We start from the raw sequence: 15,914 nt of genomic DNA on the forward strand, positions 1-15,914 counted from the left end.
TGAGCTGACGCGCATCGTTGATGCGTGCTATTTCATACAGGAATACGGCATGAGTGCCACACTAAATGATTTAACGAACAATCCAGCAGAGCGAATGAAATCGATGCTGTCCGCGCTTCGCGGTAGCCCAAAGCTACTGCTGGTGATTTGCGGCGCAGCGGCGCTTTCCGTCATTATCGCCTTACTGTTCTGGGCCAAAGAGCCAGACTACCGCGTGCTGTTCAGCAATATCAGTGATGAAGAAGGCGGCGCGATCGTGGCGCAGCTGACGCAACTGAATGTGCCTTACCGCATTGAGACGCCGGGAGGCGTTATCATGGTGCCGGACTCGCAGGTGCATGAGGTGCGCATGAAGCTGGCCCAGCAGGGGTTGCCGAAGGGCGGCTCGGTAGGTTTTGAGCTGCTGGATCAGGAAAAGTTTGGCATCAGTCAATTTACCGAACAGGTTAACTACCAGCGCGCGCTGGAAGGCGAGCTGGCGCGCACCATTGAAAATCTGGGTCCCATTCAGAGCGCACGAGTGCATCTTGCGACACCAAAACCGTCAATGTTCGTGCGTGAACAGAAAAAGCCCACTGCGTCAGTGACCGTGAATCTGATCCAGGGACGTACGCTGGACGACGCGCAGGTGGTTGCGATCACCCATCTGATCTCCAGTGCGGTAACCGGGCTGGCGGCAGAGAGCGTCACTATTGTTGACCAGCGGGGTAACCTGCTGACCCAGAGCGGCGTCCGTGGCCTGCAAACGGCGCATCTGAAATACACCAATGAGATCGAAACCGATTACCAGCAGCGTATCCAGCGCATCCTCGCGCCGTTAGTGGGTGATGAAAATATTCGTGCGCAGGTGACGGCACAGATTGATTTCACCGAACAGGAGCAGACGCAAGAGCAATACCAGCCAAACGCTGACCCGCAAAAAATGGCGATCCGCAGCCGTCAGGCCAGTCTGGCAGAGCAGGGTAACCGCCGTGGGGCCAGCGGTGTGCCGGGGGCACTGAGCAATACGCCGCCCGCTCCAGCCACTGCGCCGATCACCCAGCCGTTAAATACCGCCGCGGATGAGAAAAAAGAGACAAACGCTGCAAGCAACACCAGCCGTGAGCCTGCGCAGCCTTACAACAACCGCAGTGACGAAACCACCAACTTTGAGCTGGATCGCACGCTGACGCACACCAAATCCAACACCGGTCGCATCCAGCGTCTGTCCGTCGCTGTGGTGATCAACCATCTTCCGCAGGGAGAAGAGGGGAAGCCTGGGCCGATTAGCGAGGCGGAACTCACCCGCATCAATGCCCTGGTAAAAGAGGCCATTGGCTACAACGCCGCGCGCGGGGACAGCGTCAACATTCTTAACTCGGCGTTTAATGGCGTTGTGGAAGAGGCCGTGCCGCCGTTCTGGGAGCAGGATCGTTTCTATGCGTTGTTAATGTCGATTGCCCGCTATCTGGTGATCGCAATCATCGCCTGGGTGATGTGGCGCAAGCTGGTTCAGCCCGCCTGGCAGCGTCATCAGGAGACCACCATCCGTCGCCTGGAGATGGAAAAAGAGGCGCGTGAAGAGCAGATTGCCGCGAAAAAACGTGCGGCCGAGAAAAACAATCGCGATCGTGCGCAGCAGAAGGTGGATACGGAACTCAATAGTCAACAGCTGCGAGAACTGGCTGAGCAGGAACCGCGCGTTATCGCCCTGGTGATCCGCCAGTGGATGAGTAAGGAGCCAAAATAATGAATGCTTCAGAAAAAAGCGCCATCGTCATGCTGACGCTGGGAGATGTGCTGGCTGCCGAGGTGTTTAAGCACCTCAATGCCCACGAGGTCAAACAGATCAGCGCCTCCATGGTCAATATGGCGGGCTTCACTCACGACCAGATGGCGAGCGTGTTGGAGGAGTTTAAGAAAGATTCCAGCGAGTACGCGGCGCTGAGCCTGAACACCAACGATTATCTGCGCAGCGTGCTGGTGAAGGCGCTGGGCGAAGAGCGTGCCTCGTCGCTGCTGGAAGATCTGCTGGATACTCACCAGGGTACCAACGGCATTGAAACGCTTAACTTTATGGATCCGCAGGCGGTGTTCGATCTCATCCGCGAGGAGCATCCGCAGATCATTGCCACCATTCTGGTGCACCTTAAGCGTAACCAGGCGGCGGACGTGCTGGGCAAATTTGACGATCGCGAACGTAACGACATCATGTTGCGTATCGCAACTTTCGGCGGCGTACAGCCGGCCGCACTTCAGGAGCTGACCGAGGTACTGAACAACCTGCTGCATGGTCAGAACCTGAAGCGCAGCAAGATGGGCGGGGTGCGTCCTGCGGCCGAGATCCTCAACCTGATGAAATCGCACCAGGAAGAGGCCGCCATCGAGGCGGTACGCGACTTCGACGGCGAGCTGGCGCAGAAGATCATCGACGAGATGTTCCTGTTCGAAAACCTGGTGGATGTCGAAGACCGCAGTATTCAACGTCTGCTGCAGGAGATCGAGAGCGAAACACTGATTGTGGCGCTGAAAGGGGCCGACGAACCGCTGCGGATGAAGTTCTTCCGCAACATGTCCCGCCGCCAGGCCGAACTGATGACCGACGATCTGGCTTCCCGTGGGCCGGTGCGTTTGTCGCAGGTTGAGGCCGAACAGAAAACCATCCTCAACGTGGTGCGTCGTCTGGCCGAGTCCGGCGAAATCCTGATTGGAGGCAGCGACGATGCCTACGTTTGATAACAACCACCAGCAATGGCAAAGCTGGCAGCCTGATAATCTGCTGGGTGAAACCGTAGAAACGCCGCTGCCGACGATGGATAACACTCAGTCGGAGGCGCAGCTCAAGGCCGAGCTGGCACGTCTGCGTAAGCAGGCGGAGCAGCAGGGATTTGCACAGGGCCAACAGCAGGGCCAGGAAGAAGGACGAAAGCAGGGCTACGAGGCGGGCCTCAAAGAGGGCCGGGAGGCCGGGTTTACCCAGGGCATGGAGCAGGCGCGCCAGGAGCAACAGTCGCTGCTGCGCCAGGCTGAGCTGTGGGTGAACAACTTTACGCTGGCGCTGGAAAACCTCGAAAGCCTGGTTCCCGGCCGTCTGGTGCAGTTTGCATTGACGGCCGTGCAGCAGCTCTATGGTAACGCCAGCATGGCGGACAACCAGGCGCTGGTGAGCCAGATCCGCTCCCTGATGAAACAAGACGTCCTGTTGCATGGCACCTTTACGCTGTACGTCAGTCCCGCTGAGCTTGCCACGGTTGAGCAGGCGCTGGGCGACACGCTCCGGTCAATAGGCTGGGAGCTGCACGCAGATCCGCAGCTGGCCGCAGGCGGCTGTCGCGCGGTTTCACCGGATGTTGAGGTTGATGCCAGCATGGACACACGCTGGCAGGCGCTGTGTCAACTGGCGCGCGAGGAGCTCTCGCAATGAGCCAGCAGTTAAAAAACTGGCTGTCGGCGATTGACCGCGTGGAAGCGCGACTCTCGCAGGTGCCTGATTTCCGCCAGTACGGCAAGTTGACTCGGGCAACGGGGCTGGTGATGGAAGCCGTGGGGCTCAGACTACCCATTGGCTCGCTGTGTATCGTTGAACGCCAGACCGACGCCGGGATCATTCCGGTCGAGAGCGAAGTGGTGGGATTCAATGGCCAGACGCTGTTCCTGATGCCGCTGGAACACGTCGACGGGATCCTGCCAGGAGCACGTATTTACGCGCTGCAGACGGACAGTCATAGCGGCAAGCAGCTCCCGGTCGGGCCACATCTGCTGGGGCGCGTACTGGATGCCCAGGGGCGTCCGCTGGATGGCCGACCCGCGCCGGGAAAACCGGTTGCCGGGCTGTTTACGCCGACATTAAACCCCCTTCACCGTGACCCGATCAAATCGGTACTCGACGTGGGTGTCCGGGCGATCAATGGGCTGCTGACGGTGGGGCGCGGGCAACGTATGGGCCTGTTCGCCGGATCCGGTGTTGGCAAAAGCGTGCTGCTCGGCATGATGGCACGCTTCACCACGGCGGATGTGATCGTGGTGGGATTAATCGGCGAGCGTGGGCGCGAGGTTAAAGATTTTATTGAGAACATCCTCGGCGAAGAGGGGCTGGCCCGGGCGGTGGTGGTGGCGGCCCCTGCTGACGTCTCGCCGATCCTGCGTATGCAGGGGGCGGTCTATGCCACCCGCATCGCGGAAGATTTTCGCGAGCGTGGCCTGAACGTATTGCTGATTATGGATTCCCTGACCCGTTACGCGATGGCGCAGCGTGAAGTGGCGCTGGCGATCGGTGAACCGCCTGCCACCAAAGGTTATCCGCCTTCCGTATTCGCCCGCCTGCCGGCGCTCGTGGAGCGTACCGGTAACGGTGTGCAGGGAGGTGGTTCGATCACCGCGTTTTATACCGTTCTGACGGAGGGGGACGATCAGCAGGATCCGATTGCCGATTCAGCGCGCGCGATCCTCGACGGGCACATTGTTCTGTCACGCCGCCTTGCTGAAGCGGGTCATTATCCGGCGATCGACATTGAAGCCTCCATCAGCCGCGCCATGACCGAACTGATTCCGCATGCGCAGTACCGCAAGGTTCAGCGGTTTAAACAGCTGCTGGCTGCCTACCAGCGTAACCGCGATCTGGTGAGCGTCGGGGCATATGTCAAAGGCAGCGACGCGATGCTGGACCTGGCCATCGAAAAATACCCGTCGCTGGAGGCGTTTCTTCACCAGGCGATCCACGAGCGCAGCGGCTATGACAAAGGCATTCGCGCGCTTGACGGGCTGTTCCCGGACATAAAGGCGTAACGGAATGAATGTCAATAACCCCATGACACTCCTGCGTGATATGGCGCAGGAGCAACTGACGGAAACCACCCGCGCGCTGGGGGGCGTACAGCAACAACTCCAGCAGGCGGTGGTGCAGCACGAACAGCTTCAGCACTACGAACAGGAGTACCAGCAGTCGCTGCGTCAGGGAATGATGGATAGCGGGATGTCGGTGGCAGATCTGGTTAATCACCAGTCATTTATTTTATCGCTCAAGCAGGTTGTGAAGCAGCAGGAAGGGCATGTAAACGCCTGTGAAAAAGCGGTAGATGACGTTAAACAGAACTGGATGCAAAAAAAGCAGCGCCTGAACGCGTTTGAAACGTTAATCGAGCGCCGCGCGACGGCGCAGGCGCTGATTCAAAGCAGGCATGAACAAAAGCTGATGGATGAATTTGCCCAGCGCGCCGGACAGAAGAGAGAAAGGCTATGAATATTGATCTTGCCACCCTGTTACTGGGTGGAACGCAGGGCAAACCGAAAGTGGGATTGCTCTCAGACGAGGGTTTCAGCCAGACGCTGGATGAGAAGCTGGCCTCGCTGGCCGAGCTCTTTCCGGGGCTGGATTTGCAGGCACTAGCTGCTCTGCCAGAGACAGCACTGACGGGCGCAAGCTTATCGGCGAGTTTGTTACCGTCGAACCTGTCCGATGCAGAGGCGATTGATTATGAGGTTGAAGCCGAGGACTTACTGACTACGGCAGCGTCAGGGCTCGCGGAAACGCTAAAAGATATCGTGCTGACCGATGGCGAAGGGGAAGAGAGCCCGCAATGGCAGTTGCAGCAACTGGTCACCCGCAATGTCGCAGGGGCTGAACCCGGGATCCGCGCGAATACAGGCAAAACGGTCGACGGCATTGCCGCTGAGAAGCCGGGTGTGCAATCCGGCAAACTGACCGCGCCGCTGACGGCTGCCGATAAAACGCCGGTAGCCGCGCCAGGCGTGCTGACGACGCCACCTGCACCCGTCTCCAGTGAGGCGGTTACGACGGTGGAGGTCATCTCTGCCCCAACCGTGAGCGCGGTGGCGCTTCCGGCAGCGGTACGCACCAGCATGGCCCACGCACCGCAGCAGGTCGTCACCGTGAACCACCCGCCGGAGACGCCGGAGTGGAAACAGTCGGTGAGCCAGCATATCGCTATTTTTAGTCGGAACGGGTTGCACAGCGCCGAGATCCGTCTGCATCCGGAAGAGCTGGGGGCACTCCAGATCACCCTGCGTGTACAGCAGGAGCAGGCGCAGATCCATATCGTCAGCGAACATGCTCACGTGCGGCACGCCATGGAGCAGGCCATGCCGCAACTGCGGGCCGCCATGGCGGAATCGGGTATTCAGCTCGGTCAGGCCAACGTCAGCGCGGATGCTCAGTACGGGGCAGCAGGTGAGCGGGGAGATAACCCCTCTTCTGAACAGCAGGCGTCCGGTGAGGATGAAGAACAGCCGTTGCATGAGGAAAGCGTGCCAACATTATTAACCACCACACCTGGAAATATATACGGAATTAATACCTTTGCCTGAAGCGTGGAATTACCTTCAGGAATGAAATTTTATCGCCTGATTATCAGGATGATTATATGGACTACAATGTCCGCCATATTGACAAGAGGGTAGCAAGCTGCCCTCACTTATTTATCAGGTGTACGTTCAATGAGTAATAAAAATAAAAAAGTCGCCAGCGGCGGAGGCTCTCGTTCGCTTCTGATGGCATTCATGTTTTTGACTGCGGTTGCGGCGTGCGGAGTTTCGGGTTACCTGTTCTGGGAAATGAAATTTGCCAAACCGGAAGTGGTGGCTGCAGAGGGTGAGGACAAAACGGCCCCCGCACCAGTGCAGGTCGAGCCACTGTACGCCTCGATGAATACCTTTACCGTTAGCCTGAAGCCTACCGAGAACGAGTCCGATCGGGTGTTATATCTGGGGTTATCTATTCGGGTCGCTGAGCCACAGTCGCTGACGGTGCTGGAAAAATATTTACCGGAATACCGCAGCCGCATATTTATGTTGCTGACCCACCAGACGTATGAAGAGTTAGCAACGGATGAAGGAAAACGTCGGCTGATTAATGCCATTCAGGGTGAGCTGGATAAACCGCTGGCATTTAACCAGTCTATTAGCGTCACTGATGTTCTTATTAACGAATTTATTCTGCGGTAATTATTATGGCTGACAGCTTCTTATCACAGGATGAGATCGACCGTCTGCTTAACGCAGATGCCGACAGCAGCAGCGATCTCCAGAACAACCGCAGCGATGCGGGAATAAAACCTTACGATCCGCATACGCAGCGTCGGGTTATTCGCGAACGTCTCCATTCGCTGGAAATTATTAACGAACGATTTGCCCGTCAGTTCCGTATGGGGCTCTTTAATTTGCTGCGCCGTAGCCCGGATATTACGGCGGGAAATATTAAGATCCAGCCGTATCACGAGTTTGCCCGTAACCTGCCGGTGCCGACAAACCTGAACCTGCTGCACCTTAACCCGCTGCGCGGTACCTCGCTGATGGCCTTTTCGCCGGGGTTGGTGTTTATGGCCGTGGATAATCTGTTTGGCGGTGACGGTCGTTTTCCGACCAAAGCCGATGGCCGCGAATTTACGCCAACCGAGCAGCGCGTGATCCACCGCATGCTGTCGATGGCCCGCGAAGCGTATGAATTTGCCTGGAGTTCGATCTACAAAATCAAAACGGAATATATCCGTTCAGAAATCCAGGTGAAATTTACCAATATCACCTCATCCCCGAATGATGTGGTGGTAACCACACCGTTTTCGGTGGAGATCGGATCGCACCGGGGGGAGTTCAATATCTGTATTCCTTTCAGCACCATCGAGCCGCTGCGCGAGCTGCTGAGTAACCCGCCGATGGACAACTCCCGGCAGGAGGATTCCCAGTGGCGCGGCATGCTTGCCAGCCAGATGCGTGAAACGGAGCTGGAGCTGACGGCGCGCTTTGCGGATATCGGCACCCGACTGTCGAACGTAATGCAGATGAAAAAAGGTGACGTCATCACGCTGGATAAGCAGGAGTTTATCGAAGCCAGCGTGGGCGGCGTGCCGGTCTTCACGGCCAGATATGGTGCCGTCAATAATCAATATGCCCTGAAGGTCGAGCAGATGATTCAACCTTCATTACTATCATTAAACAAGGAGTAATTTCCCCATGAGCGATAAGAACACCTCATCGGGTTCTGACGATCAGTCCATTGATAATCTTTGGGGTGATGCAATGACCGAACAGCACGCTGCGGGAATTACCGACTCAATGGCTGCACCACAATTTTCTGACGAGATGAATCTGATCCTGGATATTCCGGTCAAAATGACCGTGGAACTGGGACGTACCAAGATGACCATTAAAGAACTGCTGCGCTTAAGCCAGGGATCGGTGGTGTCGCTGGACGGGTTAGCGGGGGAACCGCTGGATATTCTGATCAACGGTTATCTGATCGCCCAGGGAGAAGTGGTGGTGGTCTCCGATAAATTTGGCATCCGCATTACGGACATTATTACCCCGTCCGAGCGTATGCATCGTCTGAGCCGCTAATGAACGCCACTGATTCACTCCCGGCTACGGGGTCGGTTCTGATGACCATCAGCGGTGCGCTGGCGTTGATCGTCCTGCTGCTGGTGGTGCTGGCATGGGCCGCCCGCCGCAGCGGTCTGGCCCGTCGTCTGCAGGGGGCCCAGGGAAGTATGACGCTGGTCGCCACCCAGTCGCTGGGGCCGCGCGAGCGTCTGGTGCTGGTTGACGTCGGCGAGCAGCGACTGGTGCTGGGCGTCACGGCTTCGCAGATCACCTGCCTGGCCACACAGGTTCGTCCGGAGAACGCCTCCCAGGACACCGCGCCGGCGGCTTTCCCGCAGATGCTGGACAAGCTGCGCCAGAGATACCGTTCGGGAGGTGAACAGTGAGCCGCCGGATGCTGCGCCTGATCGTCGGTCTTAGCCTGATGTTGCCTGCCGCCAGTGGACTGGCGGCCAATGCGGACATCACGCTCGGACAGGCCTCGGGGGACGGGGGCTGGACGCTGCCGGTGCAAACCCTGCTGCTGCTCAGTGGGTTTACCTTTATTCCTGCTGTGCTGCTGATGATGACCGGGTTCACTCGCATCATCATTGTGCTGGGTTTACTGCGTAACGCGCTGGGCACGCCCACGGCACCGCCAAACCAGGTGCTGGTGGGGTTGTCGCTATTTTTGACCTTCTTTGTGATGTCACCGGTCTTCAGTCAAATCTACGAAAAAGCCTGGCAGCCGCTGCAGGAGAACAAAATCACCATGGAAGTCGCCCTGACGGAAGGGGTGAAACCGCTGCGTGCCTTTATGCTCGACCAGACCCGTGAAAGCGACCTGGCGATGTTTGCCCGAATCGCGAAAACGCCGGATATCGCTTCGCCGGAGGAGATACCGCTCAGCATTCTGGTACCGGCATTTATCACCAGCGAGCTGAAAACGGCTTTCCAGATCGGTTTTACCATCTTTATTCCGTTCCTGATCATCGATCTGGTGGTGGCGAGCATTCTGATGGCGCTGGGGATGATGATGGTGCCGCCTACCACCATTGCGCTGCCGTTTAAGCTGATGCTGTTTGTGCTGGTGGATGGCTGGCAGCTGCTCGTCGGGTCGCTGGCCCAGAGCTTTTACAGTTAGGAGAGACTGATGACACCAGAAAGCGTGATGGTCATTGGTATGCAGGCCATTAAGGTAGGGCTGATGATATCGGCCCCGCTGCTGCTGGCCGCGCTGGTCACCGGTCTGATTATCAGTATCCTGCAGGCCGCGACGCAGGTTAACGAAATGACCATGACTTTCATCCCAAAAATCCTGATGATTGTCGGTATCGCGGTGGCGCTGGGACCGTGGATGATGAAGATCTTTATTGAGTATACCCGCGCGGTGTTCGCCAGCATTCCTTATGTGATCGGCTAATGGCCTTTGGACTTCCCCTCGATCAGCTCTACGCGCTGATCAGTCACTACTTCTTTATCATGGTGCGCCTGGGGGCACTGCTGCATGTCGCCCCGATCTTCGGTGAGAAAAGCATCAGTCCCCGGCTTCGGGCATGTCTTGCGCTGTTGACGGCGATCCTGATCGGTGGCACGTTGCCGGACGCACAGGTGGGTCTCTACTCGTGGGAAGGCGTCTGGGTGATGGCGAAGCAGGTCATTATTGGTGCCGCGATGGGGCTGACGCTGCAGTTACTTTTCGCCGCTGTGAGGATGGCGGGTGAGATCATCGGCATGCAGATGGGGCTGTCGTTCGCGACCTTCTTTGACCCCGGTGCCGGCAACAGCCCGGTGATATCCCGTTTTCTTAACCTGCTGGTGATGCTGCTGTTTTTGGTCTTTAACGGCCATCTCTGGCTGCTGGCGCTGCTGGCGGAATCATTCCAGGTCCTGCCGGTTAACGCCACGCCGCTGCATGCCGGGGGCTTTATGTATCTGGTGACTCACGCGGGGCTAATTTTCAGTCAGGGGCTGATGCTCGGGATGCCGATTATTGCGCTGCTGCTGTGCATCAACTTTATTCTCGGGCTGTTAAATCGCCTGACGCCGCAGCTTTCGGTCTTTGTCATCGGCTTCCCGCTCACGCTTACCTTCGGCATGCTGGCGCTCTTCCTGATCGCGCAGACGCTGGCACCGTTCTTTGAGCGCCTGATGGCCCTTGGGTTTGATAACCTGGCCGGGCTGCTTCAGGCGCTGGTGTAGCCGTCAGTTCATACAGGCAATACGAGCGACGGTTTCCGACCCTGAGGCCAGTACTTTGTCGTCCAGCAGGTAGACGGTGCTGGTGGCGATTTCACCCGGCTTGATTTGTGGGAAGATATATTCAGCCACATCTTCATCCGTGGTCTGACCGCCGAGTTTACGGTGCTGGCTGGTGACGGTCAGATGGACCCGTTGGCCTGACATACCGACATCGTAGCGAACTTCACGGTTCACGGCTTTAGGTAACCCGTCGCGTTTGCCATCTTTGAAATGGCTGATGCTGCCGATATAGGTGGTATGCCCGCTAAACAGACCATCACGGTAGGAACGGTAAATACCGCGCGCCAGCGTCGCGTTGTTATCGTCCTCAATGGTGTAATAGGACATGGGCGCGATGCAAACTGACTTGTACGGCGAGGTTGAGAAAGCATAGAACGCCATCCCGCCTAATCCGGCGACCAGCCCGCCAAGAAACAGCAGGACGCGTGGCGATTTAATAGTGGCGAAAATAGAACGATTCGCAATCATTCCCGGAATCCTTAAAGGGTTGTTGGCAGGCAATAAGCCCCTGGAATTTACTCATTTTTTCTGAGCCGGTGGTGACGTACAGCACGCCAGCGGGCTTTTCAGTTGGGCGTCTGTCCAGCACGTGGCGGGTGTAGGTCTGCAGCGTGGATTCAATCAGATCGCGTTGATTTTGCTTGTCCTGTTGGACCATCACGACCGTACCGGGCGGGATACCCGGCCCGTCCCAGCGCACAAAGTGAATGGGCTGCGGGCTAAAATCGAACAGGCTGCGCAGGATCATGACTATCGCAATGCCCGCTACCAGCCCACTCAGGGTGGTGAGCAGCCGGGAGACTAACAGGTTACGGGGCGGAGTGGGAGAAGAGGGTATGACCGCTTCAGTGGCGGCGGATGCTTCGGTGGCCTCAGATACTGCTATCGGTTCCGCATCGGTAAAGAGCTGGTGTTCGCTGCTATTGCTGCGAACAACCAGGCGATAGCCCGTGCGCGTCACCGCCATGAGGGTGATAACGTCCTGCATCTCCAGCTGCGTGAACGCGCGCCGAAGTTTGGTGATCATAACCCGAACGCTGTTGTCGGTGACTTCAACCCCGGCGCTCCGCCAGCCGATCTCCATCAGCTGTTCCTGCGAGAGCACCTCTCCGCTGGCTTCCACCAGTGCGGCAAGGCACAAACAGGCGCTTTGCGGCAGGGTAACGCTTTCTCCACGGTCCGTGCGGGTGAGGATTCGCGTCTGGAGATCCAGCGTTATTAACGATCCAATCGCAATATGATTAAACATAGTTATTTGATTCTTCTGGTGTAATGGGTAAGGCGACTGCTTAATGTAATTAATAGTAATCAATACAATTTATTGCTAGCCCGTAAGCTAAAGCGACATGCTTTTTATGTCTTAGCTCGCCTTTTTGCAACCACTAAATAACAAAGGCCGTAGCATGGGTATGGTTATTACTGTGAGGAAAATAACCCTGCAATTAATAAATTTTAATGTCGATACAATTATTAATTGTAGGGGAAATAGCGCGTGGGTGGTTGCGCAGGAAGCCATGGAATTTATACTGACTTATCGCATGTTGTTGAATTTATTAATTCACATTTTTTCAAGGATGGCAGATGTTAACTTTAAAACGTTTTATGCAAACGTCCGATACCCCGGCAATGTTACCCGCGCTTATTGCCCGACTGGTTCTGGGGATATTTTTCTTTACAACGGGCTTCAATAAATTATTTGTGCCTGAAAACCAGCAACTGATGGTGGATACCCTGCACGATGCAGGGATCCCTTTCCCGGCCATGATGTCTGTGGTGGTGGCGTTTCTGGAGTGCAGCATGGGAATGCTGCTTGCGCTGGGGCTATTCAGCCGCTTAAGTGCCCTGACGCTTTTTATCATCAGCGGCGTGGCGCTGGTCACCATCGGTATCTACACCATTCCTCAGGGACTGACGCTGATAGCGTGGTTAAGCTGGCTTTTTTATCTGCCGGAGACGCTCTACATGGTGCTGAGCCTGTTGTTCATCATCTGGGGTGGCACGCTCTATAGCCTTGATGGCTGGCTGGTGAAGCGCTGGCAGACTATGCGCCAAATAGTTTTTGTCGAGGGATGACAGAAATGAGCGGTTATCAGCGGTTTGAAGAGCATATTTCCACCCCCTTCACGTAATAAAATACCCACAAGAGGCAGCGCTGGGCTGTCGTTTTGTTACGGGCGCTGAGGTCATGATTTTTGCAGTTACACTGGTCGTTATATTTATTACGTTACTGATTCTGGTGCAGTCCGGGGTTATCCCGTGGTTCATTCGCACAGAGGGGCAACGGTTGCGCTCGCAGGTGGATGCGCTGGCCTCTGAGTTACGCGAACAACTGGATCGTGTTGAAGCACAGCAGCGCTCAATGACCGAAAGCGTGGTGACCCTGAAAAGTTTCGCGCTGGATAAGAGCGCGCCGGGCGACACGGATATTACCGAAGAGACAGGCAACAGCCGTCAATTCTTTAATGCGCTGGTCAAGGAGATGGGGGAACGCCTCGGTGGCCGCGTCTGGATTGTCGAAGAGACCGGTCGCATCATCGGTGATGCCGCCGGTGCACCCAATGTGCAGTCGCTGAATGATTCTGACCTGCCGATGGCGGTACCGCTGCGTTCGTTACTGTCGCAGGCAGGTGAGGGACTGCGCCACACCCGTTTTCGCAGCGCCAGCGGTGAGCATACGCTGGTGGTACAGCCTGTGGCGGAAACACAGTGGCTAATTGCCCTCGATGTGCCCACCCGTCGCATGGGGGAACATCCCGGCATTCTGCTGCATAAGCCCTGGCCACTGGCGGCGCTACTGCTGGTCTCCACGCTCACTCTGTTACGCAGCCTTAACCTGCACCTTTCCCGACTTAATGAAGAGCTGCCGTCACAATTAAAAACCGAGCAGGGCGCGCATCTGCCGCCGCTGATGCAGGATCTGGGCGTACAGGTTGGTACGGTTGCTCGCGCGGCCATCGCCATTGCAGAGGCCAATGAACGCCTGCTGCGCGTTCCGGAGGCGAATGCCAACCAGCTGGCAACGCTTTCTGACAGCGCCACGAATGTGGTGCTGGCGATGAATACCCTGCACGGTGCTGCGCTGAATATTGCCGACAGCAGCGGCGCGCTGGTGCAGTTTGCCAGCCGGGCTTACAGCTATTCACTGCATAACGAAGAGGGCGTGTTCGCCGTTGAGTCGCGCAACCTCGCCAGCCGCTGCGCGCGTTCATCAAAAGAGCTGCGGGCGCTGGTTGAGGACGCGATGATGCAGGCGCAAAGCGGTGCCCCGTCAGTAGCGCACAATAACAGCGTCCTGATCGAAGAGGTCTACACCGTGGCCAATACGCTGATGCAGCGGTTAAACACCTGAGCCGTTTTTGTTCCCCGCCTTCGGGTGGGGAACCACACTTTTTTACTTTCAGAGCCAATGATTATGTTTAAAACCCTTCAAAGCAGAGCTCTTTTGCTGGTCTCTGCTTTCTTTTTATTGCTTATCGTTCTTACCCTCTGGGTTGTGATGTCCTTTGTTGCACCGCCGCTGTTGAAAGATGAGTACCGGCGAGTACACCTGCAGATTGGTGAGCAGGCCGCTACCATCTCACAGCTGATGTCCCGCGTGCAGGCCCAGCAGCGCGGGCTAACCGAAACCGTTGCGCAGCTGGACAGCGTCGATATCGATCGTCTGTTACCGGCGCTGGTGAACCAGTACGGGGACCCTAATCTGTTTGGTGGGGGCGTATGGCCGCTGCCGGGAAAGCGTGAACCTGGGCTCGCGAAATTCAGCACCTTCTTTGCCCGTGACGACCAGCACCAGTTGCGCCTGAACACGACCTGGAATACGCCTGAAGCGCCAGAGTACTGGCAGCAACCGTGGTTTAAGGCCGGGCTGAAGACGGAGAAAGGGCAGTGCGCCTGGGCGGCTGCCTATGTGGATGCCGCCAGTCCGCAACCCCGAACCAACTGCGCGATGCCCATCTGGCGTAACGGGGAATTGTGGGGCGTGGCAACGCTGGACGTCACGCTCGGCTTTTTCGGGCAGCTCGCGCGCAAAATCGCCGAGCCTTTGGAAGGGGGCGTGCTGATTGTCGAGTCCAACGGCAACATTATCGGCTACAGCCGCACCACGGAAAACGCGCCGTTGCTGCAAAACATCAGCGAGCTGCCGGGGCATGAGATCGCCATTCTGCAGGAGATGTTAACCCAGGCGCACCGCGGCGCGCAGGAGCGGACCTACCGCGCCGATGACGGGGAGCACACCATATTTGTCTACCCTATTGCCGGCAGTCCGTGGTTTGTGGCAACGGATACCCGGACCAGCCTGCTGAGCAAGCAAACGGACAATATCCTGTGGCGTCTGGGGGCGGTACAGATCCCGCTGCTGCTGTTGCTGGCGGCGGTGCTGCTCCTGACGGTACGCCTGGTGATGGGTAACCTGCGCATCGTCAGCGATCGGCTTGCCACCTTGTCTGCGGGCGGGGCCGATCTGACGCAGCGCTTGCCGGAGAGCCGCAGCCAGGAGCTGAACGCCATCGCCCAGAACGTGAATGCGTTTATGGCTTATCTGCAGGGGTTGTTGCAACAGGTGCGCACCAGCACACGCACCATCGCGGAAGCCTCACACCAGATTGCCGACGGTAACCACTCGCTCTCGTCCCGCACCGAGGAGCAGTCCGCCTCGCTGACGCAGACGGCGGCTTCAATGGAAGAGATTGCCGGCATTGTGGCGAACAACGCGGATAACGCTGAGCATGCGGACAGGCTGGCAACCGAGGCGGCGGCCGTGGCAGGGCGTGGGGCGGAACTGATGCGTGCGGCGGTTGAGAAGATGGGGCATATCGAATCCTCTTCGCGACGCGTGACGGATATCGTGGGCGTTATTGACGGCATTGCCTACCAGACCAATATTCTGGCGCTGAACGCGGCGGTGGAAGCCGCCCGCGCGGGTGAGCAGGGGCGGGGTTTCGCGGTGGTCGCCACCGAGGTGCGTAACCTGGCGCTGCGCTCCTCAAGCTCGGCGAAAGAGATCCGCACGCTGATCAACGACGCGGTGACGGGCATCCAGGAGGGCAGCACGCTGGTGCAGGACGCCGGGGAAACCATGAACGCGTTGGTTACCTCCGTGCATGAAGTCTCTACCCTGATGGAAGAGGTTAAAACAGCCAGCCGCGAACAGAGCGTCGGTATTGAGCAGGTCAACGTGGCCGTCTGCCAGCTGGAAGGTGCCACCCAGCAGAACGCCGCGCTGGTGGCGGAGGTGTCGATGGCGGCGAAGGCGATGGAAGAGCAGTCCGTCGAGCTGGACAGCGTGGTGCAGCGGTTTAAGGTCTGATACCGCTCGCTGTGCGTAACGCAGCATAATTTACTCTCTCAGCCCTCCCATGTGG

The 15,914-nt window shown here is 57.3% G+C and carries 18 protein-coding genes; 16 read left to right on the forward strand and 2 right to left on the reverse strand.

The window, feature by feature from the left end:
• Window positions 1-49: 49 nt before the first annotated feature.
• The 13 genes from fliF (at window position 50) to fliR (ending at window position 10,491) form a co-directional block, all read left to right on the forward strand.
• A complete protein-coding gene (gene fliF, locus WB237_RS02570; protein WP_336210000.1) occupies window positions 50-1,729 on the forward strand; it encodes a flagellar basal-body MS-ring/collar protein FliF in 1,680 nt (559 codons plus the stop codon).
• Window positions 1,729-2,715: a flagellar motor switch protein FliG gene (gene fliG / locus WB237_RS02575; protein ID WP_049023224.1), complete on the forward strand. Its 987-nt coding sequence runs from the start codon at window positions 1,729-1,731 to the stop codon at window positions 2,713-2,715. Before fliF ends, fliG begins: the two co-directional genes overlap by 1 nt.
• Complete coding sequence (locus WB237_RS02580; RefSeq protein WP_336210005.1) at window positions 2,702-3,403, forward strand: flagellar assembly protein FliH; 702 nt, start codon at window positions 2,702-2,704, stop codon at window positions 3,401-3,403. The genes fliG and WB237_RS02580 overlap by 14 nt, the downstream gene beginning before the upstream one ends.
• Window positions 3,400-4,764: a flagellar protein export ATPase FliI gene (gene fliI / locus WB237_RS02585; RefSeq protein WP_336210007.1), complete on the forward strand. Its 1,365-nt coding sequence runs from the start codon at window positions 3,400-3,402 to the stop codon at window positions 4,762-4,764. Before WB237_RS02580 ends, fliI begins: the two co-directional genes overlap by 4 nt.
• Window positions 4,765-4,768: 4 nt before the next feature.
• Window positions 4,769-5,218 (forward strand): flagellar export protein FliJ, encoded by a 450-nt coding sequence (gene fliJ / locus WB237_RS02590; protein WP_336210010.1) that lies wholly within the window; start codon window positions 4,769-4,771, stop codon window positions 5,216-5,218.
• Window positions 5,215-6,303 (forward strand): flagellar hook-length control protein FliK, encoded by a 1,089-nt coding sequence (locus WB237_RS02595; RefSeq protein WP_336210013.1) that lies wholly within the window; start codon window positions 5,215-5,217, stop codon window positions 6,301-6,303. Before fliJ ends, WB237_RS02595 begins: the two co-directional genes overlap by 4 nt.
• A gap of 129 nt (window positions 6,304-6,432) precedes the next feature.
• Window positions 6,433-6,939, forward strand: coding sequence for a flagellar basal body-associated FliL family protein (locus WB237_RS02600; RefSeq protein ID WP_336210014.1), 507 nt, complete (start codon window positions 6,433-6,435; stop codon window positions 6,937-6,939).
• 5 nt (window positions 6,940-6,944) lie between these two features.
• Window positions 6,945-7,937, forward strand: coding sequence for a flagellar motor switch protein FliM (gene fliM / locus WB237_RS02605; RefSeq protein ID WP_126800813.1), 993 nt, complete (start codon window positions 6,945-6,947; stop codon window positions 7,935-7,937).
• 7 nt (window positions 7,938-7,944) lie between these two features.
• Complete coding sequence (gene fliN, locus WB237_RS02610; RefSeq protein WP_126800814.1) at window positions 7,945-8,328, forward strand: flagellar motor switch protein FliN; 384 nt, start codon at window positions 7,945-7,947, stop codon at window positions 8,326-8,328.
• Window positions 8,328-8,696, forward strand: a complete 369-nt coding sequence (gene fliO, locus WB237_RS02615) for a flagellar biosynthetic protein FliO (RefSeq protein WP_336210019.1) — start codon at window positions 8,328-8,330, stop codon at window positions 8,694-8,696. The genes fliN and fliO overlap by 1 nt, the downstream gene beginning before the upstream one ends.
• An 8-nt stretch (window positions 8,697-8,704) precedes the next feature.
• Window positions 8,705-9,433, forward strand: coding sequence for a flagellar type III secretion system pore protein FliP (gene fliP, locus WB237_RS02620; protein ID WP_336213454.1), 729 nt, complete (start codon window positions 8,705-8,707; stop codon window positions 9,431-9,433).
• Between the two features lie 9 nt (window positions 9,434-9,442).
• The gene (fliQ, locus tag WB237_RS02625) at window positions 9,443-9,712 is read left to right on the forward strand and encodes a flagellar biosynthesis protein FliQ (RefSeq protein ID WP_126800816.1); all 270 of its coding nucleotides are present in this window, start codon (window positions 9,443-9,445) and stop codon (window positions 9,710-9,712) included.
• Window positions 9,712-10,491 (forward strand): flagellar biosynthetic protein FliR, encoded by a 780-nt coding sequence (gene fliR, locus WB237_RS02630; RefSeq protein WP_126800817.1) that lies wholly within the window; start codon window positions 9,712-9,714, stop codon window positions 10,489-10,491. The genes fliQ and fliR overlap by 1 nt, the downstream gene beginning before the upstream one ends.
• A gap of 3 nt (window positions 10,492-10,494) precedes the next feature.
• Here fliR and WB237_RS02635 read toward each other — a convergent pair whose 3' ends face one another.
• Both WB237_RS02635 and WB237_RS02640 read right to left on the reverse strand, forming a co-directional pair.
• Window positions 10,495-11,019, reverse strand: coding sequence for a hypothetical protein (locus WB237_RS02635; protein WP_336210024.1), 525 nt, complete (start codon window positions 11,017-11,019; stop codon window positions 10,495-10,497).
• Window positions 10,985-11,800, reverse strand: coding sequence for a winged helix-turn-helix domain-containing protein (locus WB237_RS02640; RefSeq protein ID WP_336210027.1), 816 nt, complete (start codon window positions 11,798-11,800; stop codon window positions 10,985-10,987). The genes WB237_RS02635 and WB237_RS02640 overlap by 35 nt, the downstream gene beginning before the upstream one ends.
• Before the next feature lie 332 nt (window positions 11,801-12,132).
• Here WB237_RS02640 and WB237_RS02645 point away from each other — a divergent pair, with 332 nt between their 5' ends.
• The 3 genes from WB237_RS02645 (at window position 12,133) to WB237_RS02655 (ending at window position 15,859) form a co-directional block, all read left to right on the forward strand.
• Window positions 12,133-12,624 (forward strand): DoxX family protein, encoded by a 492-nt coding sequence (locus tag WB237_RS02645; RefSeq protein WP_336210030.1) that lies wholly within the window; start codon window positions 12,133-12,135, stop codon window positions 12,622-12,624.
• Between the two features lie 112 nt (window positions 12,625-12,736).
• Window positions 12,737-13,900 (forward strand): methyl-accepting chemotaxis protein, encoded by a 1,164-nt coding sequence (locus WB237_RS02650; RefSeq protein ID WP_336210033.1) that lies wholly within the window; start codon window positions 12,737-12,739, stop codon window positions 13,898-13,900.
• 63 nt (window positions 13,901-13,963) lie between these two features.
• On the forward strand, window positions 13,964-15,859 hold the full coding sequence (locus WB237_RS02655; protein WP_336210035.1) for a methyl-accepting chemotaxis protein: 1,896 nt from the start codon (window positions 13,964-13,966) through the stop codon (window positions 15,857-15,859).
• Window positions 15,860-15,914 lie beyond the last annotated feature (55 nt).

Source organism: Enterobacter sp. P82, from assembly GCF_037053385.1.
Lineage (GTDB): Bacteria > Pseudomonadota > Gammaproteobacteria > Enterobacterales > Enterobacteriaceae > Enterobacter.